Origin of the sequence: Weissella thailandensis (assembly GCF_001932615.1) — a bacterium.
Taxonomy (GTDB): domain Bacteria; phylum Bacillota; class Bacilli; order Lactobacillales; family Lactobacillaceae; genus Weissella; species Weissella thailandensis.
The window spans coordinates 2007071-2033837 of record NZ_CP014332.1; the positions used below are offsets into that span (position 1 = coordinate 2007071).

23 protein-coding genes and 2 pseudogenes are annotated in these 26767 nt (G+C 39.0%); 11 read left to right on the forward strand and 14 right to left on the reverse strand.

What is annotated here, in order from left to right; all coding sequences use genetic code 11:
• The first annotated feature begins 247 nt into the window (after nucleotides 1–247).
• Complete coding sequence (gene guaA / locus FOL01_RS10015; RefSeq protein WP_075270491.1) at nucleotides 248–1801, forward strand: glutamine-hydrolyzing GMP synthase; 1554 nt, start codon at nucleotides 248–250, stop codon at nucleotides 1799–1801.
• A 71-nt stretch (nucleotides 1802–1872) separates the two neighbouring features.
• Here guaA and FOL01_RS10020 read toward each other — a convergent pair whose 3' ends face one another.
• The gene (locus tag FOL01_RS10020) at nucleotides 1873–3117 is read right to left on the reverse strand and encodes a glutamate-5-semialdehyde dehydrogenase (RefSeq protein WP_075270492.1); all 1245 of its coding nucleotides are present in this window, start codon (nucleotides 3115–3117) and stop codon (nucleotides 1873–1875) included.
• A complete protein-coding gene (proB, locus tag FOL01_RS10025) occupies nucleotides 3098–3943 on the reverse strand; it encodes a glutamate 5-kinase (RefSeq protein WP_075270493.1) in 846 nt (281 codons plus the stop codon). Before proB ends, FOL01_RS10020 begins: the two co-directional genes overlap by 20 nt.
• A 233-nt stretch (nucleotides 3944–4176) precedes the next feature.
• Here proB and FOL01_RS10030 point away from each other — a divergent pair.
• A pseudogene (locus FOL01_RS10030) lies at nucleotides 4177–5491 on the forward strand (D-serine ammonia-lyase).
• Between the two features lie 121 nt (nucleotides 5492–5612).
• On the opposite strand, the gene arfA reads toward FOL01_RS10030, so the two are convergent.
• From arfA to FOL01_RS10045, 3 genes are all read right to left on the reverse strand, one after another.
• The gene (gene arfA, locus FOL01_RS10035; protein ID WP_083603489.1) at nucleotides 5613–7052 is read right to left on the reverse strand and encodes an arabinosylfuranosidase ArfA; all 1440 of its coding nucleotides are present in this window, start codon (nucleotides 7050–7052) and stop codon (nucleotides 5613–5615) included.
• Between the two features lie 78 nt (nucleotides 7053–7130).
• Complete coding sequence (locus FOL01_RS10040; protein ID WP_075270495.1) at nucleotides 7131–8402, reverse strand: oligosaccharide MFS transporter; 1272 nt, start codon at nucleotides 8400–8402, stop codon at nucleotides 7131–7133.
• A gap of 23 nt (nucleotides 8403–8425) precedes the next feature.
• Nucleotides 8426–9394, reverse strand: coding sequence for a glycoside hydrolase family 43 protein (locus FOL01_RS10045; protein WP_075270496.1), 969 nt, complete (start codon nucleotides 9392–9394; stop codon nucleotides 8426–8428).
• Between the two features lie 230 nt (nucleotides 9395–9624).
• Between FOL01_RS10045 and FOL01_RS10050 the strand changes: the two genes are divergently transcribed.
• Together FOL01_RS10050 and FOL01_RS10055 are read left to right on the forward strand one after the other, a co-directional pair.
• Complete coding sequence (locus tag FOL01_RS10050; RefSeq protein WP_075270497.1) at nucleotides 9625–10515, forward strand: ArsR/SmtB family transcription factor; 891 nt, start codon at nucleotides 9625–9627, stop codon at nucleotides 10513–10515.
• Between the two features lie 327 nt (nucleotides 10516–10842).
• Nucleotides 10843–11520: a matrixin family metalloprotease gene (locus tag FOL01_RS10055; RefSeq protein WP_075270498.1), complete on the forward strand. Its 678-nt coding sequence runs from the start codon at nucleotides 10843–10845 to the stop codon at nucleotides 11518–11520.
• A gap of 146 nt (nucleotides 11521–11666) precedes the next feature.
• Here the strand turns inward: FOL01_RS10055 and FOL01_RS10060 are convergent, their stop codons facing one another.
• From FOL01_RS10060 to FOL01_RS10070, 3 genes are all read right to left on the reverse strand, one after another.
• The gene (locus FOL01_RS10060; protein WP_075270499.1) at nucleotides 11667–12536 is read right to left on the reverse strand and encodes an SDR family oxidoreductase; all 870 of its coding nucleotides are present in this window, start codon (nucleotides 12534–12536) and stop codon (nucleotides 11667–11669) included.
• 324 nt (nucleotides 12537–12860) lie between these two features.
• Nucleotides 12861–14051 (reverse strand): niacin permease NiaP, encoded by a 1191-nt coding sequence (locus FOL01_RS10065; protein WP_075270500.1) that lies wholly within the window; start codon nucleotides 14049–14051, stop codon nucleotides 12861–12863.
• Between the two features lie 109 nt (nucleotides 14052–14160).
• Nucleotides 14161–14670, reverse strand: a complete 510-nt coding sequence (locus tag FOL01_RS10070; RefSeq protein WP_075270501.1) for a transcription repressor NadR — start codon at nucleotides 14668–14670, stop codon at nucleotides 14161–14163.
• Between the two features lie 178 nt (nucleotides 14671–14848).
• On the opposite strand from FOL01_RS10070, the pseudogene FOL01_RS10075 reads away from it, so the two are divergent.
• Nucleotides 14849–15843, forward strand: a pseudogene (locus FOL01_RS10075) (alpha-hydroxy-acid oxidizing protein).
• A gap of 55 nt (nucleotides 15844–15898) precedes the next feature.
• Here the strand turns inward: FOL01_RS10075 and FOL01_RS10080 are convergent.
• Together FOL01_RS10080 and FOL01_RS10085 are read right to left on the reverse strand one after the other, a co-directional pair.
• Nucleotides 15899–16153 carry a hypothetical protein gene (locus FOL01_RS10080; RefSeq protein WP_075270502.1) on the reverse strand — a complete coding sequence of 85 codons (255 nt, stop codon included), beginning with the start codon at nucleotides 16151–16153 and terminating at the stop codon, nucleotides 15899–15901.
• 225 nt (nucleotides 16154–16378) lie between these two features.
• Nucleotides 16379–17512, reverse strand: a complete 1134-nt coding sequence (locus FOL01_RS10085; RefSeq protein WP_075270503.1) for a vitamin B12 independent methionine synthase — start codon at nucleotides 17510–17512, stop codon at nucleotides 16379–16381.
• A 575-nt stretch (nucleotides 17513–18087) separates the two neighbouring features.
• Here FOL01_RS10085 and FOL01_RS10090 point away from each other — a divergent pair.
• Nucleotides 18088–18780 (forward strand): hypothetical protein, encoded by a 693-nt coding sequence (locus FOL01_RS10090; protein ID WP_075270504.1) that lies wholly within the window; start codon nucleotides 18088–18090, stop codon nucleotides 18778–18780.
• Nucleotides 18781–18897: 117 nt separating this feature from the next.
• Here FOL01_RS10090 and FOL01_RS10095 read toward each other — a convergent pair whose 3' ends face one another.
• On the reverse strand, nucleotides 18898–20244 hold the full coding sequence (locus FOL01_RS10095; protein WP_075270505.1) for a uracil-xanthine permease family protein: 1347 nt from the start codon (nucleotides 20242–20244) through the stop codon (nucleotides 18898–18900).
• 47 nt (nucleotides 20245–20291) lie between these two features.
• Nucleotides 20292–21632 carry an amidohydrolase family protein gene (locus tag FOL01_RS10100; RefSeq protein WP_075270506.1) on the reverse strand — a complete coding sequence of 447 codons (1341 nt, stop codon included), beginning with the start codon at nucleotides 21630–21632 and terminating at the stop codon, nucleotides 20292–20294.
• A 214-nt stretch (nucleotides 21633–21846) separates the two neighbouring features.
• Here FOL01_RS10100 and FOL01_RS10105 point away from each other — a divergent pair, with 214 nt between their 5' ends.
• The 3 genes from FOL01_RS10105 to FOL01_RS10115 are packed head-to-tail and all read left to right on the forward strand — an operon-like array spanning nucleotide 21847 to nucleotide 23710.
• Entirely contained in the window at nucleotides 21847–22407 is a 561-nt protein-coding gene (locus FOL01_RS10105) for a biotin transporter BioY (RefSeq protein ID WP_075270507.1), read from the forward strand.
• Nucleotides 22408–22419: 12 nt separating this feature from the next.
• Complete coding sequence (locus tag FOL01_RS10110) at nucleotides 22420–23397, forward strand: biotin--[acetyl-CoA-carboxylase] ligase (protein ID WP_075270508.1); 978 nt, start codon at nucleotides 22420–22422, stop codon at nucleotides 23395–23397.
• Nucleotides 23339–23710: a CHY zinc finger protein gene (locus tag FOL01_RS10115; protein WP_083603490.1), complete on the forward strand. Its 372-nt coding sequence runs from the start codon at nucleotides 23339–23341 to the stop codon at nucleotides 23708–23710. Before FOL01_RS10110 ends, FOL01_RS10115 begins: the two co-directional genes overlap by 59 nt.
• 73 nt (nucleotides 23711–23783) lie before the next feature.
• Here the strand turns inward: FOL01_RS10115 and FOL01_RS10120 are convergent, their stop codons facing one another.
• Together FOL01_RS10120 and FOL01_RS10125 are read right to left on the reverse strand one after the other, a co-directional pair.
• The gene (locus tag FOL01_RS10120) at nucleotides 23784–24473 is read right to left on the reverse strand and encodes an N-acetylmannosamine-6-phosphate 2-epimerase (RefSeq protein ID WP_075270509.1); all 690 of its coding nucleotides are present in this window, start codon (nucleotides 24471–24473) and stop codon (nucleotides 23784–23786) included.
• A gap of 35 nt (nucleotides 24474–24508) precedes the next feature.
• Nucleotides 24509–25450: a nucleoside hydrolase gene (locus FOL01_RS10125; RefSeq protein ID WP_075270510.1), complete on the reverse strand. Its 942-nt coding sequence runs from the start codon at nucleotides 25448–25450 to the stop codon at nucleotides 24509–24511.
• 229 nt (nucleotides 25451–25679) lie between these two features.
• Between FOL01_RS10125 and FOL01_RS10130 the strand changes: the two genes are divergently transcribed.
• Both FOL01_RS10130 and FOL01_RS10135 read left to right on the forward strand, forming a co-directional pair.
• A complete protein-coding gene (locus FOL01_RS10130; protein WP_075270511.1) occupies nucleotides 25680–26135 on the forward strand; it encodes a GNAT family N-acetyltransferase in 456 nt (151 codons plus the stop codon).
• A gap of 1 nt (nucleotide 26136) precedes the next feature.
• The gene (locus tag FOL01_RS10135; RefSeq protein WP_075270512.1) at nucleotides 26137–26733 is read left to right on the forward strand and encodes a hypothetical protein; all 597 of its coding nucleotides are present in this window, start codon (nucleotides 26137–26139) and stop codon (nucleotides 26731–26733) included.
• Nucleotides 26734–26767 lie beyond the last annotated feature (34 nt).

Consider the following 26767-nt stretch of genomic DNA (forward strand, 5'->3'; position numbering starts at 1 on the left):
AATATATAATTTTAACTACTATAGCGGTCTAAAAGATGGATTGCAAGCTAATTTTTACATAAATATAAAATACAAATAAACGTTTTACTAAATGAAAAACAGATTAAAAAATATTCATTTTATTTAACGCATTATTAGAAAATTTACATGAAAGCTTTTTGTTCAATAACGAACATTAGCATAAACTATCATTGAAATTTGTCACAAATTACGTATAATAGAATTATCAATTTAAATGGGGGATATCATGGCCAACACAGATACACACGATAGTATTCTTGTTTTGGACTTTGGTTCTCAATATAACCAACTGATTTCACGACGCATTCGTGAATTGGGGGTATATTCTGAATTAAAGCCACACTCTATTACCGCAGCTGAAATTAAAGAACTAAAACCCAAAGGCCTAATTTTCTCGGGTGGTCCTAATTCCGTTTATGCTGACGGTGCATTTTCTATCGATCCAGAAATTTTCAATCTTAACATCCCTATTTTAGGTGTTTGCTATGGTATGCAACTAATGGCACACATGTTGCCTGGTGGTAAAGTGCAACCTGCAAGTGGCACATCCGAATATGGTGAAACCGTTTTGAAGGTTACTGATGAGCACTCAAAACTATTTGCTGAAACACCAGCAGAACAAACAGTTTTGATGTCACACGGTGATTCTGTTAGCGCAGTACCAGATGGTTTCACTGCCGTCGCCACTTCTGATAGTACACCAATTGCTGCGATGGAAAACCCTGAACGCCAACTATACGGTGTTCAATTCCACGCGGAAGTTCGCCACACCGTTTATGGTATGAAGATTCTGGAAAACTTTATCGATCATGCTGTTCACGCAAATCGTGACTGGTCAATGGATGACTTCATTGACGAGCAAATTGCTAAAATTCGCGAAACAGTCGGTGACAGACGCGTCCTACTAGGCCTTTCAGGTGGTGTTGACTCATCTGTCGTCGGTGTTTTGCTACACAAAGCCATCGGCAATCAATTAACATCGATTTTCGTCGATCATGGTTTACTACGTAAGAATGAAGCCGATGAAGTGATGGACGCCCTTGGTGGTAAGTTTGGTCTAAACATCATCAAAGTTGATGCGCAAGAACGTTTCTTGAATAAGCTAGCTGGTGTTACTGACCCTGAACAAAAGCGTAAAATCATTGGTAACGAATTTATTCGTGTCTTTGACGAAGAAGCTGTTAAGTTAGATGGTATCGACTTCTTGGCACAAGGTACGTTATATACTGACGTTATTGAGTCTGGTACTGATACAGCACAAACAATCAAGTCTCATCACAATGTTGGTGGACTACCAGAAGACATTCAATTCCAATTGATTGAACCTTTGAACAAACTGTTTAAAGATGAAGTTCGTCTACTTGGTGAAAAGCTTGGTATGCCACACGACCTTGTTTGGCGTCAACCATTCCCTGGACCAGGCCTTGGAATCCGTGTACTTGGTGAAGTCACAGAGGATAAGCTAGAAATCGTCCGTGAATCTGATGCCATCTTACGTGATGAAATCGCTAAGCAAGGTTTGGATAACGAAGTTTGGCAATACTTCACCGTTTTGCCAGGTGTTCGTTCAGTTGGTGTCATGGGTGATGGTCGTACTTATGACCACACGATTGCTATTCGTGCCATCACGTCGGTTGATGGTATGACAGCTGACTTTGCCAAGTTGCCATGGGACGTATTAGAAGAGATTTCTCGTCGCATTGTCAACGAAACAGATCACGTTAACCGCGTAGTCTATGATATTACAGCCAAGCCACCTGCAACTGTTGAGTGGGAATAAATCCTACTCGCTAATAAATTAAAATAAAAAACGACAGGATACTGAAATTATCAGTGTCCTGTCGTTTTTTATTATCTAATTTGTCCTTGTCCTAAAATAACATACTTCGTTGTCGTCAACTCTTTCAAGCCCATTGGTCCACGTGCATGTAGCTTTTGTGTTGAAATACCAATTTCGGCACCAAAGCCAAATTCAAAACCGTCCGTGAAACGGGTTGACGCATTCACATAAACACACGCTGCATCAACTTGTTGCGTAAATTGTTGACTATGTTCATAGTCAGTCGTGATAATCGCTTCCGAGTGCTTGGTGTTATGCTGATTAATATGACTGACAGCCTCATCTAATCCATCAACTATCTTAATTGCAATAATATAATCATTATATTCAATGTCCCAATCTTCTGGCTGAGCTGGTCGTACCTGATCACCCAGAATTTGACAAGTTTGTTCATCACCACGAATTTCTACATGACTGCTAGCCAACGCCTGCGCAATTTGTGGTAAGAAATCAGGCGCAATTGCCGCATTAACAAGTAGCTTTTCAGTTGCATTGCAAACCGATGGTCGTTGTGTTTTAGCATTAATGACAATATCTATCGCCATCTGTAAATCAGCCGTTTCATCCACATAAATATGGCAATTACCAGCGCCTGTTTCAATAACCGGTACCGTTGCATGTGCCACAACTGTCTGAATTAAACGAGCTGATCCACGTGGAATCAACACATCAATATACTCATTCAGGCGCATAAATTGTTGCGCTAGTTCATGTGATGTCTCAGCCACGACTTGAACGATATCCTTTGGTAAATTAAATGCGCCCAAAACCTCACGCAGAATCACAGCTATTTTAATATTAGTTTGCAATGCTTCCTTGCCACCACGTAAGATAACCGCATTACCTGATTTAAAGCAAAGCACCGCCGAATCAACAGTCACGTTTGGGCGTGCTTCATAAATAATGCCAACCACACCAAGCGGCACGCGTTTTTGGCTGATTTCTAAGCCCGAATCAGTTGTCCATCCCCGCTCAATGTTTCCTAATGGATCAGATAAATTGGCTACTTTCCGCACACCATCCGCAATACCTGCCAAACGATCTGCAGTCAATGTTAAGCGGTCAATGAATTTATCTTCTAAGCCGGTCGTATCTGCTAAATCCGCTTGGTTAGCTTCTAAAATTTCCGGTGTTCTTTCCTCCAAAGCATCTGCCATTGCGCACAGCACTTGGTTTTTAGTAGACGTGGGCACTTGCGCCAGCGTTTGGGCGGCTATTTGGGCTTGTTTCCCAATTTTATTCAACAGTTCTGTCATCGTCCATTCCCTCACTCATATCTTTTGGCATAAAAAGTGTGCCAATTTCCTCGCCATTCATAATATTAAAAATAATCGACGGATTAGCACCATTTGCCAAAATCATCATCTGATGATGCGCTAAAATTTCAGCTGCTGCTTTTAACTTTGTCATCATACCACCCGTACCAAATTCCGTGCCTGCGCCACCAGCTCTTTTCAATGAATCATCAGTTACCTCATGCAATTCCCTAATCAATTTTGCTTCGGTATCTTGATGCGGATTACCAGTATAAAAACCATCAATATCTGACAACATAATCAGCAGATTCGCATGCGAACGTACCGCAACAATTGCGGATAATTGATCATTATCACCAAAAGTCGTACGATGATCCAATTCATCAACCGCCACCGTATCATTTTCATTAACTATCGGAATAATCCCCCAGTCTAATAGTTGCTCCATTGTATTATGAACATATGCTCTACTCTGTGGATAGTCTAAGACGTCGTGTGTTAATAACACTTGGCTAATTTGTTGACCATAAGCTGCAAATCGTTGTTGGTACACCGTCATCAACTCACTTTGCCCAATTGAAGCCAAAGCTTGTTGCTTTTGAATCTGTTCCGGCCGTTTAGTCAATCCTACGCGACCCATCCCGGCACCGATTGCACCTGAACTGACAAGAATAACCTGTTTACCTTCATTAACTAGTCCCGTTAAGGTATAACTTAACTGATCAATCGCCCGCAAATTCAATTTACCATTCGCATGCATTAAAGAGCTCGTGCCTATTTTCACAACCACTCGTGAAACATTATCCATATGGCGGTTTGACTTCATGTAAATCACCTTCGTTTTCATCAGATTATCATAATTCTACAATAATAAATGAGAATAACATAGCAATTTTTTAATAATTGAAATTACGGCAAGCCAAGCGTCACCGAATGATTAAACCCAAAACGAATATAGACAAATAAATAACGCGTCACATTAGCTAACATAATTGGTCTAGTTACTATTCCTTTACGTTATAATAATTTTAAATTTGAAGACGAAAGGATGACTGGTACATGAACTTAGAAACGCTGATAACAGACTATCCACAAATTCAAGATTTGATCACCGCAAAGCCGACTTTTTGGCGTAATCCCGACTATAATCAGACAGCTGAGTTGCCGTTTTCAAAAGCCGACATTCTTGATGCTGCCGTCCGTTTAGAACGTTTTTCCCCCCTACTTAGCCAAGGTTTTCCCGGAAACAGCTGCTACAAACGGTATTATCGAATCCCCCTTAATGCCATTAAAGAATATGCATGAATCCTGGGAACATCAAACACAACAAAAGCTGACTGGTCGTTTGTTTTTAAAAGCTGATAATCAATTACCCATTTCAGGTTCAATTAAATCCCGTGGCGGCATTTATGAAGTCCTGAAATTTGCTGAAGAAATCGCGATTTCTAATGGCAGGTTAACTAACATGGATAATTACGCTATGTTAGCTTCTACCGAATTTCGTCAATTATTTTCTAAATACGGTGTCATTGTTGCTTCAACTGGCAATTTGGCATTAAGTGTCGGTATCATGGCAGCCACATTTGGTTTTAAAACCACCGTTTATATGTCGCATGATGCTCGTCAGTGGAAAAAAGATAAACTACGTGAGAACGGCGTAACGGTTAAGGAATTCAATACGAACTTTTCGGCAATCATCCCAAAGGCTCGTGCTGATGCTGCCTTAGACCCTAATATTCACTTTGTTGATGATGAAGGATCTAACGATTTATTTTTAGGTTATGCCGTTGCAGCTGTACGTTTACAGAAGCAACTAAAGGAGCACCAGATAAAAGTTGACCAAGAACATCCGGTTATCGTATATTTACCCGCCGGCGTTGGTGGCAGTCCTAGCGGTGTGACTTTCGGTCTAAAGACCATCCTAGGACCACATGTTCACGCAATTTTCTGCGAACCGACCCACGTACCTTCTGTGACACTTGGGATGATGACAAAACTCAATAATCACATCTCGGTTTATGATATTGGTCTGGACGGTCTAACTGCGGCTGACGGTCTAGCAGTTGGTCGTCCGTCACGATTGGCTGGCAAGGTGATGCGCACACTACTATTTGGTAGCGTCACTTTCCCTGACGAAGACATTTACCGATATGTCACCCAACTACAGGATACGCAACATATTACAGTTGAACCTTCTGCTGCAGCTGTCTTTACTGGTATCGCACCGACAATCAACAATATGCCGACCTTTAATTCTCCGAACGCAACTCATATCGTTTGGGCAACTGGTGGCAGTATGATGCCCCAAAGCGAACGTGAAGCTAATTATGCTAAAGGTAAACAATTGATCGACTCTGTTTTCGCTCATGCTTAAACATAAAGATCCCAGATAATTACTGGCTCACAGGCTATAATTATCTGGGATCTTTGATTATAAAATCTCTATATTCTTCTTTTTAAGTTTTAAAAGGATCCAGGCGAAATATACTTGCAGGTTATGCCTCAGCCTTAATACGAATCATATTCCAAGAAAGTGGTTCTAGTTGTGCGTTAACTTGATTGCCAACAACATTCACATCTTTCAAATCTTGTAGATTCATAGATTGATCTTCATTCGTTTGATGAATATCATACCCAGTAAATTGTGTTGCTGCAACAACTTCACCCAGCTTTGCACTATCTATATCCAAAGTGAATGCCGTTTGTTCATTGGCCTTATTAACAATGAAAACAACCACTTCTGCTGTCTCTGGATTATAAACAGCAATCGAATCCACGTAAGGCACCTCATATTCCTTTGCTTGATATGTTGGTACCGTTTGTTTTGGCGTCAAGGCAATTCCTTGACCATAATTTGAGACTTGCATAAATGGGTAGAAAATTGTTTGGTACCAAACTGATGGTGATCCATCAGTATTCGTCATAATTGGCGCAATCACATTCACCAACTGTGCCAAACAACCAATCTTAACCCGGTCAGCATGTTTCAATAGCGTAATCGCTAAGCTTCCCACCAATAGCGCATCTTCAAAATCATAATGGTCTTCCAACAAATGCGGTGCTTGTGTCCATGGTTCTTGCTCATCATCTGCTCCTACTGAGTGATACCATACATTCCACTCATCAAAAGCTAAGTTAATTTGCTTATGACTATGTTTCCGCGCTTTCACAGCATCACTAATTGCAGTAACCTCTGAAATAAAATTATCAAAATCAACGGATTTACCTAAGAACTCTGACAAGTTATCTTCATAATTATCATAATATTGATGCAAAGATAAATAATCGACATCATCATACGCATTATCTAAAACTGTTTCTTCCCAACTACCATAGGTATCATTTTGATGATTTGAGCTACAACAAGCAACTAACTCAACACTCGGATCAACCAAACGCATGGCTTTGGCAGTTTCATGCACCAAACGACAATATTCATGTGCCGTTTGATGTCCGATTTGCCAGTCACCATCCATCTCGTTTCCAACTGACCAAACTTTAATATTTAACGGCTCTTCAGCACCATTTTTACGCCGTAAATCACTCCAATATGTCCCTTTTGGAAAGTTACAGTACTCAACTAAATTTCGTGCTTCATCAATTCCTCGTGTACCAAGATTTACCGCCATATCAGGAGCAGCATTAACTTTTTTACACCATTTAATAAATTCATGCAAACCAAATTGATTAGTTTCCAAACTACGCCAGGCTAAATCAAGACGCACTGGTCGTTCATCTTTAGGGCCAATACCATCTTGCCAATTATAACCAGACACAAAATTTCCACCTGGATAACGAATAAGCGGCACTTTCAGCTTCTTTACTGCTTCAATAACGTCTTTTCGAAAGCCATCTTCATCAGCCGTTTCATGCTCAGGTTGATAAATACCTTCATAAACACTGCGCCCAAGGTGTTCCGTAAAAGAACCCCACAATCTAGGATCAATTTCTGAAATTTGATTCGTTAGATCAACTGATAACGTTTAACTGATAACGTTTGTTCATGTGTGGTGTCATTCTTCGACAACATCTGTTTCAACATCATCAGAATGCTTAACCGTGCTCAATTTCTGGCCTTTTTCAAGGAATGTGGCAGCAATCAATGTAATCACAAACACGATACCGCCTAAGATAAGGTACGTATGTTGATACCCAATTGAGTCATACATTGATCCAGCAGCAGAAGAGAAAATGAACACAGAGATTTGCTTAGCAAAATTTGATGCCAAAGCATAAATAGTTGCATACAAACGAATATCAAATGCCTCTGCAATGTACTTCATAATTGACACAAGCAATAATGGCATTTCAAGTCCAGCCAACAAGCGGAAGAATATAATCCAAATCCATGAAGGTGATAATGCTGACCCAACGATTCGTAGACAAGTTAAGAATCCATAAATAATCAATCCATTACGGGCACCAATTTTGTTAATAATATAAGGCATTGGAATCATCAGAACCAATTCTAATGCGGTTTGCGCAGAAGTCATGTATGAGTAAACCATTGTACCTTGTGCATCTGTTTCAAAAAAAGTTTTAAAGAAAACAATAAATTGTTGGTCAAAAACATCAAATAAGGCCGAAGCACCCATATAGAACAAAGCTAAAATCCAGAAGTTACGTAATTTAAAGATTGAGAAGATATCTTTTTTGGTCATCTTTTCATCTTTATTGTCACCCATAACTGCTGCAGCATTTTCAAAATTTATCTTAGTTGAAAATACCAATAGTAATGTCAAAAATACGGCGGCTGCTGATGTTGCCCACCAAATTGAATTTGGTTCCCACAGAATTAAACGACCGGCCACAATCGCAGCAACGACACCTGCAACTGAGCCACCCATGCGGGCATGACCATATTCAAATTTATTTGCTATTGAAGCACGTTCAACATATTGTTCAATAACTGAAACACCACCATTTAAAACAAAGGCCAAGAAAACACCTGTAATCACAGATACTAGAATTGGACTAATGTTGAAAAGTGGCATAAACAACCATTGGAAGTATGGTCCGGTTAAAATTGCCGCAATCGAAATCGTTAACAATAAGTTCTTTCTAAAGACTAACTTATCAGAAACAACGCCAAAGATAGGTTGGAACACTAACGACATACCTGCCATCAATGAAAAGATAACTCCTGCCTGCGCACCAGTTACGTTAGCAACTTTCTCTAGCCATAATGTCAGGAATCCATATGTTATTGCCCAAATAAAGAAATAACTAAATTCTGAAAGAGCAAATCCCCAAAAATGGCGACTTTCTTTTACCATGTTGCTCATGTTATTACTCCCCTCTGTATTTTCTAATCAAATGAAAACGGTACTGGCTTACCAAATTCTGGAAAGCCATCACTATTCCAGGTAAACGGCTGAACCATCGTATGACGATTAGGATCATATAGTGGATCACCCTTGATATCTAAGTAATTTCGTACGTGATAAACTAATAGATCTGTTTCACCATCTTCTGCGACGGTAAAGGAGTTATGTCCCGGACCGTATAGGCCATTGTCCATATCTGATTGGAAAATAGCATGGTCAAGTTTGTGCCATTTATCTGCATCCAATACATCTTCACTATCGTCTATCCATAGCATGCCCATGGCATAATTTTCATCAGTAGCCGATCCAGAAAAGGTAATAAAGATTTTCCCATTTCGTTTCAAGACAGCTGGTCCTTCGTTCACTGAAAAGATTTTTGTTTCCCAATCAAATTCCGGTTTTGAAAGCATGACTGGTTGCGTTTTAAGCGTCCATGGATTGCTCATTTCAGCAATGTATAGATTAGAATTCCCCTTAATTTCTTTATCTTTTTGCGCCCAAACATAATAGAGTTTGTCATTATGCGTAAAGGTCGTCGCATCTAAACTAAAAGTGTCCTTATCAGTCACAATTTGTCCTTTTTCATGCCAGACCTCTTCACCTACCATTGGGTCGTCGTTATCACATGCAATGCAATACATGCGATGGGTAAACATACCTAATTCATCGAACTCAGTTGTATCTGTTGCAGCGAAGTAGATATACCATTTGTTATTGATATAATGTATTTCTGGCGCCCAGATCAGTTGACTCATTTCACCCTGATCATGTTTACGCCAAACAGTCCTTGGCATCGCATGTGCTAATCCATTAATTGTCTTGGCACGGCGAATTTCGATTAAATTATAAGCAGGAACAGATGCAGTAAAATAGTAATACTCGTCTGTGTGTTTATAAATATATGGATCAGCCCGTTGAATAATTAACGGGTTGATATAATTATTAGCCATTTTTTGTACCACCTTTTTAGTATGTGATTTATTTCTCAACACGTTTATTTTAAATCACTTTGCAAGCGCTTTCAATACCTTTTTGTTAATCTTTTTTACTGATTTTATGATATAAATAACACTTTTATTATTAAAAGAACCCTTAAAAAGTCTTTTCATTCACTAAAAAGAAACATTTATGTTATTGTTTAATAAACAAACAATATTTTTGTTATTTTAGGAGTTCGCATATGCAATTAGATATTTCTGAAAATTCATTACCCGTTTATAAAGCACTCGCAAATCCCATGCGCTTGAAAATTATTCAAATTTTATCTCACGAGAAACTCAATGTGCGCGATATCGCTGATCATCTTGGCATTAGTACAACAATTACGCTCAAACATCTGCAAACCTTAGCAGATGCTGGTATTATTGCTTTTGCAAAAGACGGACATAATAAACTTTCTATGTTAAAAGTGGATAATATATCGGTCAGATTTCCAGAGCGTATTTATCCATCCTTCGATGTTCACGAAACAAACATTCCCGTCGGACAATACACAGACTTTTCCGTAGAACCATCTTGCGGATTAGCAGGACAGGATGACTACATTGGTAAAGTAGATAATCCCGCCTATTTTATGGATCCACACCGGATTTATGCTGGTATGATTTGGTTTTCTAATGGCTTTGTTGAATACCAATCGCCCAATTTTTTAGAAAAAAATGAACATCTTGAAATGTTGGATATGTCTATCGAACTAGGTTCTGAATTTCCATTTTCAAATAATGCCTGGCCATCAGATATTACGTTCTACATCAATGACGTCGAAGTTGGCACTTGGACAAGCCCTGGTGATTTTTCCGATATCCGTGGTAAGTACACCCCTGATTGGGTGCCAGATAACGTGAATCAATATGGTATACAAAAAATCTTGCGCATCACGAACCATGGCACATACTTAGACGGCCAACCATTTACCTCTATCTCCCTATCTGATCTTGATATTTCTCGACAAACATTTAAAATTCGTTTTGCAATCAAAACAGAGTCTGAAAACCAAGGTGGCTGTACCTTATTTGGTAAAGGATTCGGCAATTACAATCAGGACATTAATTTAAAGCTTTTCTATAGTTAATATGCAATAAATGAGAGCGAGACAAAAGTCGCTTTGAAGCCGGGGTGTAACGTTATTTGCGTCATTTTTGGCCGTAGCAAAGCGAAGGACAAGAATGTCGTAAATCGCGTTACATTGAGGCTTCAGACTTTTGGAACGCGTTTATGCGATAAAACTTATAGCCTTATAATTAATGTATTTTTAGCACAAAGAGGTTGGGACCATTGTTTTGTCCCAACCTCTTTAATTTCAAAATTCTCTCACTATAAGGTAACCCTTAATTTCGTATGTTATTATGTAACATGGCTTATAAAACATCACTTAAAGACCATTAGAAAGGAGTCCGCATTGAAATTCTTAAAAAGTATTTTTTTAATTATTGTCGCCATCCTTGTCTATAATTGGGCAACAACTCCCACGGTTAGCCAACAAATCAATAATCAACTCACCACGCTGACCGTTGACCTAAAAAATTGGTCAGAAAAAATCCCCTTTTTAGTCGACAGTAAAACTGAAACCCATTCGGATACACAAAATTCCGAGTCACAGTCAGAATCTGGTTTAGAATCAATCGTTGTTGATAAAGAATTATCGAATACATACAGATACTACTTTGATGATGATGTGCCAGAAGCAACTCGCCAAATCTTTTTACAAGCCATTGATGTCTACAATCAAACGGGTATTGTGAAACTAACTGCCACAGAGCAAGATGATTCAAAAAACACTTTACGTCTCGGTATCTACAATAAAACCATCAGTGATGAAAATAATATGCAAGAACTAGGTGTTGGTGGACCAAAAATATATTCACAATATGGCTTAGTTAGCTCTGATTATAATCACGGTAAGGCGACGCTTAACACCGCCTACCCGGCTAGACTATCTGCCGCAGTTCACGAGATTGGTCATGCGCTTGGCCTAGATCATACGCAAAATAAGGATTCAGTGATGTATCCAGTTGATCAAGGTAAAACAACCCTAACTACACAAGATTTGGATAATCTGAAAAAAGTTTATCAATAAATTCAACTCGAAGCTTACAAGATTATTTGATGTTCCACATGAAACATACACAAAAAAGGTGGTTAAGACATTTATTCTGTCTTAACCACCTTTTTTATGCTAAAAATTTATTAATTATCAATCTGTAAATTTTAATTCTAATACCTTCAACCACCTGCAACATGAATAGTTTCTCCCGTCACATATGTCGCATCCCCGGAAGCCAAATAAACATAAGCACCTGCTACCTCCGCTGGCTGACCTGGTCGGCCCATTGCGGTATTTTTACCAAGTTCTGGAACCTTTTCTTGTGGCTGACCACCCGCAATCTGGAACGGTGTCCAAATTGGTCCAGGTGCGACACAATTTACACGGATATTTCTAGGTGCCAACTGTTTGGCTAAACTTTCCGTGATATTACGAATAGCCGCTTTTGTGCTTGCATAATCAACCAGATATGGCAGAGGTTTTTTTGCTTGTACCGAGCTTGTTGTAATAATGCTACCCGCTTTATTCAAATGCGGTAATGCTGCTTTAATCAACCACACCAAACTAAATACGTTAGTCGTATAAGTATCAACTAATTGATCTGTCGATAAATCCTCAATATCAAATACAGCGTGCTGCTTTCCTGCAACCAATACTAAAATGTCAAAATCACCAAAAAATGAGACTGCCTGTGCAACTAATTGCTGACTAAACGTTTCCTGTCTGAGATCACCTGGGACAAGTGCAATCCGTCTGCCCAAATTGGTCACAATATTTTTAACATCTTGCGCGTCTTCCTCTTCTGCTGGCAAATAATTCAACACCACATCTGCCCCTTCATGTGCGTATGCAATTGCTACTGCCCGACCAATTCCAGAATCACCACCCGTAATCAATGCTTTTTTATTTTTCAATCGGCCATGACCAATATAACTCGTACTACCATCATCAGGGACGGGTGTCATCTTTTTTTGCAGCCCTGGTTCAGGCTGTTCTTGTTTTGGAAATTCGTTTTGTGCAACATCAGTTTCATTCACGTTCTTTGTCATCGGCAAACCTCCTTGACAAATATTCTGAAGAACAAGCACCAATAATTACGTGTACCTTATCATTTCCAGTATCAAACAGCAAAGTTCTAGATTTCTCATGTGTCAAAAAGAGAACGTTGAAGCCGGTGTGTAACATTATTTGCATCAACTTTGGCCGAAGCAAAGCGAAAGACAGGAATGTCTCAAATCGCGTCACATTGAGACTTCAGACTTTTGGAACACGTTTATGCTATAAAGTTTATAGCCTTATAATTAATGCATTTTTAGCACAAAGAGGCTGGGACCGTTGTTTTGTCCCAACCTCTTCATTAAAAACATATTTTATTAATCAATCGATGTACCACGTGTCTCTTTACCCATAGTCAAAATAACAACTATTGCAATGACTAAAGCAACACTGAAAACACTAAATATATGTGCAAATGTGAAATGCAAACTCAAAAAGAAACCAATTGAAAGTGGTCCTAATATACCACCTAAACGACCAAAGCCTTGCGCAGCACCATTAGCCGTTGCTCTAATTGACGTTGGATATAATTCAGGCGAATAAGCATACATCGCTCCCCAGGCCCCCAGGTTAAAGAAGGATAGCAACATCCCCGATATCATAATCATAGTCAAACTATCAGAAAAACCAAATACCATGGCAAAGATTGCTGTTCCTGCTAAAAATAGTGCAATGACTGGCTTTCGTCCCCATTTCTCAACAAGCCAAGCTGACGTAAAATAACCTGGCAATTGCGCTAATGTCATAATAACAACATAACCGAAACTATTCACCATGCTAAAACCTTTGCCAACTAATACGCTTGGTAACCACAAGAAAATACCGTAATACGAAAACATAATCATAAACCAAGCAATCCAAAGCATAATCGTCTGCTGACGATGATCTTTATGAAATAATTGGGCTAATTTCTTACCAATTGATTCCTTAGGTTTTGGTGACGTGTGACTGGTTTGTTTATCACCTGGTAAATGCCGACGCAGTACTAATACATAAAATGCTGTTAGTGCCGAAACAACCAACGTTATGCGCCAACCAAATTTGGGCATAATAAAGTAAGCTAACAAACTAGCAATTAACCAACCGACAGCCCAGAAACTTTCTAATAAGACAATAATTCGACCGCGCCGCTCTTTAGGAACTCTTTCGGACACTAACGTAGAAGCGACCGGTAATTCACCACCCAAGCCAACTCCGACAAAGAAACGTAAAATAATAAAACTAACAAAGCCGACAGTCAAAGCAGATAACCCTGTCGCAATTGAAAAAACCAACAAAGTCACGATCAACATTAACTTGCGACCCTTTTGATCTGCCAAAGCACCAAATGTGAACGCACCAACCGCAAGACCAATCGAATTAACCGACCCAATCCAGCCTACTTGCATTGAAGAGAGTGCCCATTCCTGTTGAATAGCCACCAAAATAAATGACAATAACCCCACATCCATGGCATCAAACAGCCATGCTAAACCCGTAACAGTCAACAGTTTCCGTATATTACTCATGACGTACTAAAATACTAACTGGTAAATAACCAGCCTACTCCTATCTAGGTGTCTTGACACCATTTTGATGTTTAAATCATAGCAACACGGGGGTGTCTTGTCAACCTAGCTAATTTTCATACAAAATATTTAATTGTCTTAATGCTGTTTTGGCTTGTTCTAAATCTGCCACATCTTCATACTCTATTTGATGCATATGCAAACCATTCGTCAATGTTGATAATGGTTCCCCATCGGTCTGTTCTAAACGATAGATAAATTGCTTCACATCAGCAGTGTTTTGAATAGCTAATTCACCTTTTAGGAGCCCATAAACTGGGTGATCTACTTGTACATCTGCCACAGTAACACCCGCATTCACCAAAGCCATTAATTCATCGGCGATTTGTGCTGCGGTGTGCTGAACAACTAAAATCGTATGCTGCTGTTGTTTCATTTGATAACGATACCCTTGTGGCGTCGCAATTATTTGCTCGCCCCTTGCTCGTAGCAAGGCAATGTCACCCACAATAGTCTGACGTGATACTTTAAATTGTTTCGCAAATTTATTGGCACTAATGACTGTATCTGGATTACTTAATGCTGCTTTAATGGCTTCTTGTCGTTGAATACCGGTCATGTGTTTACCTCTTTAATTCTTAATCTCTTACGTATAAATATAACCCGGATGGTATATTATGCAAATATTCCTCTCATACTTTAGCCTAAAGTCCTTCATTTTTTAAATTCCTCAAACGATAGCTAACGAAAAATGATAAAATAATGAAAAACATTAATGAAATTTTGGGGATATGATATTGGTAGTAGTCAATGGTTATGAATTGAGTGAACGAGAACAACATTTAAATGTTGTTAGCTTACCATCACTAGAAAAATTAGCAAAAGAAATTTTGCCTAAAGATGGCTTTGATTTTATTAGAGGTGGTTCAGAAGATGAATGGACGCTACGAGAAAATACCATTGCTTTCAACCATACTCAGATTTTACCGCATGTATTATCAAATATTGGTAACCCAGAAACCAAAACAAGTATCTTTGGTCTACCATTGGATACACCAATTGTCATGGCACCGGCAGCAGCGCAGGGTGTGGCGCGCCACAATTTTTCCAATTATATCTTAGCCAAGACGACGGTCTTAACAAATTTCTACTTGATAAAGCGGCGGCCGGTATTAAAGCCATCGTCATTACAACTGATCTAACGGCGGCCGGGTACCGTGAATCAGATGTCGTTAATGATTTCCACTTTCCAGTACCAATGGCCAATCTAGAAGATTTTCGTGTCGGCTCTGGGCAGTCTGATGTTGGTGTCGGCCATGGGAAAGATGTGTTTGATAACGAAGCACATCAAATTGGTGTTGCTGATATTAAACGTGTCATCGATTACACTGATCTGCCAGTTATTATCAAAGGAATCCAAACGCCTGAAGATGCTTTATTAGCAATTAGTGCTGGTGCGCAGGGAATTTGGGTTTCTAATCATGGTGGTCGTCAATTAAATGGTGGTCCCGCATCAATTGACGTTCTACAGGGCATTGCCACTGCTGTTAACCACCAAGTGCCAATTATTTTTGACAGTGGTGTGCGCCGCGGATCCCATGTTTTTAAGGCACTCGCATCTGGTGCTGACTTAGTAGCCTTAGCGCGACCAATTATATACGGGCTCGCCTTAGGTGGTGCCCAGGGTGTCACTGATGTGGTCAACCATTTGAACCACGAATTCAAAATTACAATGCAATTAGCCGGTACCAAGACGATTGCCGACGTGCAACAGACATCATTAGTTAAATAGCTGAAAAAATGCTCCTAGGAATACCAAAAATTTCCTAAGGGCATTTTTATTTTGTCTATTTAACTAATTTTAAGTCAGTATATTGAATAAATTCGTTTTTATTCTCATCAACCGAATGCTCATCAATAGCATAATTAAATTCAGTTAGCATTTGTTCAACATCAGCTGGGTCTTTAACGAAAATATCTATCTGAGGACCAATATCTGATGTTTTGAAGTAGCCATCCGCCGACTTTTCAAAAAACATTTTCCCTTTTAGTGGCAGTACAGTCATCATAGTTGCAATTGAAATACGCGGTGTTAGTGTCATGACAATAATCCTTTCAAAGGGAGCAATACTGTTTCCTTTTTTTATTTTATATTTATTAACTGCTTAAGCTAATTATATCAGAATTTCACTAACTTTTTAAGCGCTTTCATCTTTACTGTTGCTGGCATTTAAGTATTTTGGACATGCCCAATAAAATAAGCGATTAACCCTGGCAATACACCTTTGACTAATCGCTTATTTTCAGTTCAATAGTTAGCAATAAATTTATTCGCCCCAAATTTTTTCAGCAGTTTGAATAACAAAACGTAACTTATCCCACTGTTGCTGTTGTGTTAATTTATTACCTTCTTCTGTAGAAGCGAAACCACATTGTGTTGATAAGGCAAGATTTTCCAATGGTACATATTGGGCCGCTTCATTGACCCGGTCGATTATCGTACTCTGATCTTCAAGCTTAGGTTGCTTTGAAGTAATCAAGCCAAGGACAATGCGCTTATTTTTATCCCCATTCCAAATTTTAGCTAAAGGTCCAAATGAACCAGAACGGCTATCATCATATTCCAAAAAGACGCCATCATAATTTAGTTGTCCTAGATACTCAGCAACATCATCATAACCACCTGCAAACAAATAAGTTGATTGGAAATTACCACGACAAATATGCGTTGTAACCGTCAAGTCTTCTGGTAAATCCTTCAATAGCGCATTGATAACTGTGACTGCATCCTGAGCGATTTGTAAATACTTTTGATGCTCTTCTGGTTGGTCAGCCGTCTCATGCAATTTACTAATCAGAAATGCCCACGTTGTATCATCAAGTTGTACATAACGCGCCCCTAGTTCATAAAAGTGTAAGATCGTTTGATGATAAGCATTAGCCAAATCCGTCAGATACTCATTATAAGTATCATAAAATTCAGACCAGTTATCACTACGATTGTCACGGAACAACATTGATGGTGACGGAATCGTTTGTTTAGGTGTCACGCCATCTGGTGTAATAGATGCCAGATATTTAAAACTATCAAAGAAAGGATGCTCTGGGTTATAGGCAATTTTACCAACTAATTCGACATTATCCGTTCGCGTTTTACTACCATGGAAATTATAACTCTTGTGGTAGTCATAAGTTGACACCCCATTTAACCCCCATAAGAAGTCTAAATGCCACCAAGAACGATTAAATTCACCATCAGTCACATCTTTCAAACCTAGTGCAACTTGTTCATCAACAATTTTTTTAGTTTCTTCATATTGAATGGCCGTCAATTGTGCTTGTATAATGTTACCTGTCTCAAAATTGTCACGTGCGACCTTTAATTCATCCGTTCTTAACAAACTACCAACGACATCATACCGATTTGGAAATTGAATTTTATTTACAGTGGCTTCTGTCATGTTTCATATACCTCAATTTTTAATTTTTTAAAATTTACAAAAAAATCGACCCAAAGGCAATTACTTACCTTTGGGCCGAATATTCGCGTTACCATCCCTATTCACACTATTCCGCGGAAAATAGTGCCTCACTGGAATTATAACGAATTCAACCGTTCCCTTTGCGTGAACAAAAAAGAAAATTATCAGAGCTCATCTTCACCGCTGTTCTCAATACCTAATCTCATCTACAAGGTTTTCTGTTAAAGATACATAGCAGCTACTCTTCTCATCGGATTTTTAATGTAATTTTAATTATTAACGATTTTAACACTGTGATATACAATTTGCAAGAGATATAAAAAATACATTTTTCTCATTTAATGACTGTTTCAACAACCATTGATTCTAACAATCATATCCTCTACAGCTTCATCAGATATAAAGTCTAAATTCTAATAAACATGCATTTAAGTTTGTTTTAATAGTCTTTTTTGGCATGTGATGTCATTATTTTGACATTTTTTGGATACGTATTAGTAACATTATATTGCCGCCTTTGTTAAAATTAATAATATACAAAGGAGGTACACAAAATGACAACTCGACTTATTAGTAAAGCTTCATTAGTGTCAGCCTTAGTAGGTGGTGCTGTCCTTGGTGGCTTAGCCATCACACCGACAACATTGGTTTCTGCAGATACTACTGCAAGCACAACGCAACAAGTAAATACACAACAAGACACTAGAACAGGTTACGTTTACTCACCGGAAGTTTCTACTGCTAATGGTGGGTATAATTGGTTAGAAAATGGACAACCATATACCGGAATGCGCTATTACGCTGGTTCTTATTACTGGTTCACTAATGGTGTTCGCCAGAACAATCAATGGGCCAAGGCCTACGGATTGACCTATTACCTTGATAGTAATGGACGAGCTGTACAAGGTTATCAGTTCATTAACGGTCAAGCATACTTCTTCGGATCAAATGGTACTTACTATCTACGTGAGGAAGTCCCAAGTGGTTATATTAACTTCGAAGGTGTCGGCTGGCGCTGGATTGAAGATGGTAAACTTTACACAGGATTCCGTATGCTGAACAGCAGGTACAATTACTTCGAGAATGGTGTCCGTCAGACAAATAGATGGGTGGAAGCCTATGGTAACAAGTACTACATCGAAAATGATGGACAACCCGTACAAGGTTACCACGTGATTGATGGACATACGTATTACTTCGGTAAAGACAACACTTACTATCTACGGTACATGATGCCTGATGAGTAAAACTAACTTCTATTTAAAACCGATAGCAATGAAAAAGTCGTTGCTGTCGGTTTTTTGTTGTAAATAAAAACGAAGAGGGCGGCACAAAACGCACTGCTCTCTTCGCTCAAATATTTTCTAATCAACAGTAGATACTGGAGCCACTGAATTTTTTGTTGATAACAGCAAATTCAAAATCACTGCCGTAATTGCTGCCACCGTAATTGGTGATCCTAACAAATATTGCAACATTTGTGGTGAATCGTTAACTACCTTATCAGGTAAGAACACCAAAGCTAACGTCATAACAATTGGCACACCAATCACATAACCCTTATTCCCCGTCATATTCAAATCACCAATAACATTCAAACCACTTAGCATGATGATTACAACAATAACTGCAAAGACACCACCAACGACCGCTGATGGAATTGCGGCAAGTAATGCTGACAACTTACCAAAGAATCCTAAAATAACAAACCAAATTCCGGCAGCCACAAATACTCGCCGGCTAGCGACACCAGTAATTGAAACAACCCCAGCATTAGTTGAATACCCTGTCATTGGCGTACTACCTAGCAAAGCCGAAATCAAACAACTTAAACCTTCACCAATTACACCACGATTCCACTGTTTATTAGTAATTTCTTCCTTCGTCACCGCACTCATGGCGAACCATGTACCAGTCGTTTCAGTAGTTAAAACCATAAAGATAATAATAAACGTAATGATGGCTGATATATTAAAACTTACCCCGTAGTGCAATGCTGTAAATTGCGGTAAGCTAAACCATTCAGCTTTGGCTACTGTTGACCAATTCATAAGCCCCATAAAGCTTGCCGCGATGGTACCAACTGCCAAAGCAATCACAATTGAACCAATCTTAAAAATTCTCTGTAATTGTGGTAAGTGTGTCCCAATCGCAATTGAAATTAATAATGCTACCATCGTGATAGCAGCTAATTCAATATTTTGATAAATATTTCCACTTGCTTTAAAAATATTATCATTCAAAGCTGATGGCAACAGAGATAACCCAACACAGGTGATAATCGTACCACCAACAATAGATGGCACCAACGTATTAACTATTTTTTGATAAACACCTGATAAGCCAAGTAAAATCAACAAAACCGCAGCGACTGCACTCGAACCAATAACAGCAGCCATGCCACCATTAGCAGCTCCATTGGCCATGAATACACCCACAATAGCCCCTATAGGAACATATGAAGGTCCTTGTGACATGGGCATTTTCATAAATACTGATGTTTGTAGCAAAGTACCTATACCACATGCTAGAAAGGCAACTTGTAAGAAGCCGGACGTTTCTACAGCACTCATTGAAAGCAAACCAGCAATAATTAGTGGCGGTACATACACATCCATTGCAAGTACGTGTTGCAAACCTAATAAGCCCGCTTCTGCTGCTGGAACCTTATCATTTGCTCCAATTAATAAGCCACTCTTCTCTTCAGCCATGAACTTTTTCTTCTCCTTTTAGTCCACAATGTTCCACATGAAACATTCTATTTAACAAAAACACCTTGTGTCATCACATGGTCAATTTCCGATACTGTGGTTTGATACATCAATTTTTCGAATGTATCTTCTGGCACTTGTTGACCAAACGTTGGATACTTTGCATGGACAATCTGTAAATCAGCTATATAGCCTTCTTTAATTTGTCCCGTCGCCAAATTTAAACTTTTAGCTCCACCAACGGTCGCCATATAAAAAGCATTTTTGGCAGTAATTGCTGCATCATGTTTACCACGTAAGTCAGGCGTTATCTCACTATCTACCCCGTCATTGAGTAACCGTGATGACATAATAGCTTGGCGAATATTTTGGTAAACACTAGGATCATAGCCCCCAGAAATATCCGTTCCCATCCCCACTTTGACATTTTCTGACAGTAATTTTTTAGCTGGCAATACAGCGTTACCAAAATAGACGTTAGATATAGGGCAATGGGCAATACCGACGCCACGATCTTTAAATCGCTGGATATCTTCACCATTCAATAATGTGCCATGCGCCATCACTGACTTATCCGTTAATAGGCCAAACTCATCTAACACAGTGGCATCACGTTTACCGTGGGTTGTCAATGCGTACCCATTTTCCCAATCACTTTCACTACAATGCGACTGAATTGGTAAATCATATTTAGCTGCTAGCTTGCCTAGACCAGCCAAGACATCATCTGTACAAGATGGTAAAAACCTCGGTGTAATCACTGGGGTTACCGGTATCGTTTGGTTTTCATTTAAAGTTGCCACTTCATGAATAAAGTTTTCTGTTTCATTTAGAGCCGCAGTTGCTGATTCATCGCGGTAATATGCTGGTGTTTGCTCTGGATTATCCATGACAACTTTCCCAACAAAGCCTCGTTTCTGATGTGCTAGACATGATTTAACAAGCTCTAAATTACCTGTATTATCGACCGAACCAAAATAAAGGGCTGTCGTTGTCCCGTTGGCCAACAATGTCTCAACAAGATTGTCATACACTAAATGAGCATACTTAGCTTCTTTAAACTTGGCTTCTAATGGAAAAGTATATTCTTCTAACCACTCATATAACGGCCTATCTAAGGCTAATCCCGAATTTGGCCATTGTGGTGCATGGACATGTAAATCAATGAAGCCAGGTAATAGCACTTGGTCATCAGACAAGGACACCAATGTCCCCTGCTGTTTTGCATCATTAACAATTACTTGATAATCGTCATCCCCTGCTAAAACAATCCGCGCAATCGTTCCTTCGTCGTTAATACAAACTAGACTATTCGCCTGATGGCCCACTTGATTTTCATCAATAGCCGTATAATAACTGCCTTGTAAAACTGTTTTGTAATTAATCATCATCACCTCAAAAAATATATCGTTCTTGAATAACTAAGATTATAACAAACATATTCATTATTATCACTGTAAAATCAACATATCTATTAACTAAAAATAAAAATAAACAATAATTGTTCGTATTATCATTACAGTAACCCAACTATTGATTTAAAGGTTACTAATCGTTATAATGAACTTGTTCTAAAAATCTTTCAGACTGGATACAACTATTATGCAGAACCAACAAACAAAGAAACTAACTCTGGCCGCAATGATGACCGCCGTCTTGATTATTCTTGGTGTGTTTCCAGGTATCCCACTTGGTTTTATTCCTGTACCAATCATTCTTCAAAATATGGGCGTCCTATTAACAACTGAATTATTAGGTGCCAAATATGGTACATTATCTACAGCTTTATTTTTAGCATTGGCACTTTTCGGATTACCAGTCTTATCTGGTGGACGCGGTGGCTTTGCCGTTTTTCTTGGACCAACCGGCGGATATTTGATTGCCTGGTTACTCGTACCAGCAGTCTTGGGATCATTACTTTATTTACTTAAACAACACAATCGGCTTTCTTGGTGGCTAGAATTAGTAACTGTTATGATTGCTGGCGTCTTATTGATTGATATCATTGGCTCAATCTGGCTTTCTGTTCAATCACACATGTCATTGACGACCGCACTACTTTCTAATGTCGCTTTCCTACCAGGTGATATGATTAAAGCAACACTATCAGTTATATTAGCTAGACGATTAAGAAAAATACCTGCGCTTCAAGGCATTTTTTAGAGGGAGATTATTGTGACAACAACCAAGCAAAAAGTATTATTTGAACTATTAGCTCATCAAGGTGACTGGACATCCGGGGACGAGTTAGCAACTGACCTACAAATCAGTCGCGAAAGTATTTGGAAAGCTATTAATGCTTTAAAAAAGAAGAATCATCATATTGAAAGCCGCAAAAATTTAGGCTATCAATATATTGAGACACCTACTCTAGACGAAGATATTGTGCGCTATTACTTGGATGATCAACATGTTGATGACATATTTGTTGAACAAGAAGTCACATCAACTCAGCACCTAGCTAAGCAATATTTAACCACGCATCAAGTACAAAAGCCGGTTATCTTTGCTGCTGAATCACAATCCAGTGGTTATGGTCGGCGTGGTCGTGCCTTTTATTCTCCTGCCACTAGTGGTCTATATTTCACGATTGTTCTGCCTAACAAGACCGAAGATTGGTCGCAAGTCGGCTTACTAACTACCAGCATGGCGGTTATTATTGCGCAAACTTTGGAGCAATTCTTCCCGGATGAACGGATTGATTTGAAATGGGTCAATGATTTATTTATTAATGATAAAAAAGTTGGCGGCATTATTACCGAAGCAAATATTGAACTTGAATCTAAGTCAGCGTCGGCATTCATTATGGGAATTGGTCTAAATTTGACCACTGAAACTTTCCCTGATGAATTATCAAATATTGCGCAAGGTATCAACAGCAAAGTGACGGTTGATCGCAATCAATTATTAGTTACACTAGCACAACGTATTATTGATACTTATGACCATGGTGATATTCCGGCTCTATTAGATGAATATCGTCGGCGTTCAAATGTTATCGGTAAACAAGTGACCCTAAAATTGGGTAACAAAATGATTACTGGTACTGCAAAACAAATTGCCAATGATGGTGGTTTAATTATTGAGGATGAACATGGTATTACAAAATCATTTACAAGTGGCGAAGTTATCAAAACAACCGTCTTTAGATAAGAATGAGTCAACATTACCAATACACGGTATTGATTTAGATCAAGACGGACGTTGCATGCACTACCGTACTGAGAATGATGTCGTTGCCCTAGCATGTGCCCAATGTCATCGATACTTTGCTTGTTATCTATGTCATGATGCCATCATGACACACAAATTTGCACCAGCTGATCCAACAGCTAAGTCCGTCATTTGTGGTGTGTGTCATCAGACAATGGATTATCAAGATTATTCACAAAACGAATGTCCAAACTGTCATCATGCATTTAATCCTAAATGCGTGCGCCATCAGGATATTTATTTTGAGTCATAAATTTATATAAGGCCTTGTAATCAAAAAGTGGTTGAGACATTTATTTTGTCTCAACCACTTTTGTGCTTAAAATCTAATTTAATTCACGCACAAAACGCTCTGTAATTTCTTTTGGTCGGGTAATCGCACCACCAACGACAATGCCAGCAACACCCATACCTTGAATCCTTTTTGCTTCTTCAGGTGTATGAATTTTACCTTCCGCAATGACATCAATACCATTATCAACCAATTGTTGGATCAATTGATAATTTGGGCCATCAATTTTTTCACTATTCGCAGTATAACCAGTAAGCGTCGTACCAACAAAATCAACACCTGCTTGCCATGCATTTAAGCCATCTGCGAACGTCGCAATGTCTGCCATCAATAATTGTTCTGGATATTTTTCCTTAATTTGACCAATAAATTCGCTAACCGTTAGGCCATCATGTCGTGGTCGCAATGTGCCATCAAATGCAATCACATCAGGTTTCGCCATCATCAATTCATCAACTTCTTGCATGGTAGCCGTGATATACGGTTCTTCAGGTGGGTAATCACGCTTAATGATCCCAATAATGGGTAAATTGACCGCCGCCTTAATTTCTTGAATATCACGTACTGAGTTGGCACGAATGCCAACTGCACCACCTTGTTGTGCTGCCAGAGCTAACAGTGGCATAACCCCACCTTTTTCCGTATACAACGGTTCACCTGGCAACGCTTGACATGAAACGATTAATCTATTAGCAATTTGATGCATCAACACTTGCTTATCCATTTTGAATGACTCCCTCAATTCGTTCAATCTATCGACTATTTACTATCCCCTAATTTTGCTAGCTCATCAATCTTGTCATAAAAGGCTTCTGCATTAACACTTGTGACAAAAGTAATCTCACGACCTTCGTCAGTTTGATATGTCCGTCCTTCTGATGCACCAGTTGTTACCACATCCGTCTTTACTTGTACCGATTCTACTAATTCTGGATAGGCCGATGCCAAAGTTGTTAGCACGTCCCATAAATAATAAGTCGAGTTCGCCTCAAACGAATGCACTAATGAATAGCCCTGGCCAATTAAGTCTAACGCTGGGTGCTGACGTTGCTTGGCCCAACGTTGCCGCAATTCAGCAGTTAAAGGCACTTGATCTGTACTATCCAACCCGACCATGATAATCTTCAAATCTGAATCCCAGACTTTTTTCACCGCCTCGGCATCCCAATAAGCATTCCACTCCATCGTGTCGTCGGCACCCGGCTCAGCAACATTCCCTTTGCTGTTCAAAGCACCACCCATCCAATGAACACTTTCAATCTTTTCAACAATGCTTGGCTCTTCATCTAGCGCACGTGCCAAGTCCGATAATGGACCAGTCATAACTAAAGTTACGCTGTCATCCGCTGACTTAATCTTATCAATCATGTCCAGATGGCCTGTTTTTGCCGCAACTGGTGTTTTAGGCTCACCATGCTCGTTTAAAATTGGAAAATCATCAAATGAAAACGAACTTAAGCGCCACTCTTTTGGAAATTGATGCGCAGCTCGTGAATTTGACTTGGCAATATCCCTCGGTTGCCGACCTTCATGACCAAATAAATCAACAATTTTTCGCGATGCTGAAACCGATGGCTCAACATAGCCATCGGCATCAGTCACCCCAACCCCTAATAAGTTAACATCTGGCATTTGCAACAAAAGCAATAACGATACTAAATCATCAACGTTCCCATCATGGTTGAAATATACATTCTTCATTACGTTTTCCCCACTAAATTGCTTATTTTTCTTAAAGATTACGGAATTTTATTATTATCGTCAAGCTAAACGTTTATGAAGTATCATAGAAATAATGAATAACAACACCCAATATGTATATTTATTTAAAAAATATAATAAAAATACATTTTTATTTATCGAAATATGATAACATTGTGCATTAGGAAGTCATTTAATATCTATTTTTCTAGGAGGTGGTGCGTTAATCATGGCAGAAGTAACGCTTACTATTAAAAACAACAATAAACTAAATAGTTCAGAACTAATCACTATTATGCAAGCACGTGTCAAGGTGTTTGTTGTAGAACAAAATTGTGCCTATCAAGAGGTTGATGATGAAGATTTTAACGCCCGCCACGTTTATTTAACAAATGATCATGGTTTGGTCGCTTATACACGTATTATCTCTGACGATGATCCAAACTATATCCGTTTTGGACGTGTGTTAGTAGCCAAGTCCTATCGTCATCAACAATTTGGCCGTCAAATCGTTACCGAGACCATCAAAGAAATTCGGCGGCTCTATCCGGAAAAGGATATTAAAATTGGCGCTCAAAATTATCTACGCAACTTTTATGAGTCTTTTGGATTTCAAGCCGTTTCTGATGTCTACCTAGAAGATGACATCCCCCATATCGATATGATATTAAGCGAGGACCATTAATATGCAATATCTTGTGTTAGTCGGTGCATTATGCTCCGTTGTTTTTGGTTCAGTTTACTTAATCGCAACCATACAAGGTAAAGCACAACCTAATAAAGTGACTTGGCTACTGTGGGCAGTATCACCACTGATTTCTGTTGTCGCAACGATTGCGGCAACTGGTTTTGATTGGTCTATCTTACCAGTATTTATGGCTGGATTTATGCCTCTATTAGTATTCATCGCTTCAATATTTAACAAATCTGCTTACTGGAAATTGAGTTTTCTGGATTACCTTTGCGGAATCGTAGCTATCTTCGCCATCGTGATTTGGCGCCTAACTGATGATCCAATTCTTGCCATTATTTTTTCAATTCTTAGCGATGCGATTGCTTCGCTACCAACATTGCATAAGGCTTGGCTTTATCCCAACACCGAAGCCCCTATCTATTACATCGGTGGTGTGATTTCATCAACCTCGGCAATTTTAGCGGCAACCACTCATTGGTCATTTAGTACAGCCTCATTTCCAATTTATTTATTCATATTAGATACATCATTAATGTTGATTGTTCTGATCAGAAAAGCTGCCTTGTCAGATAATAAAATGATACCCTAACGCAATATCGTATGCGACGCTGTAATTCTGGTAA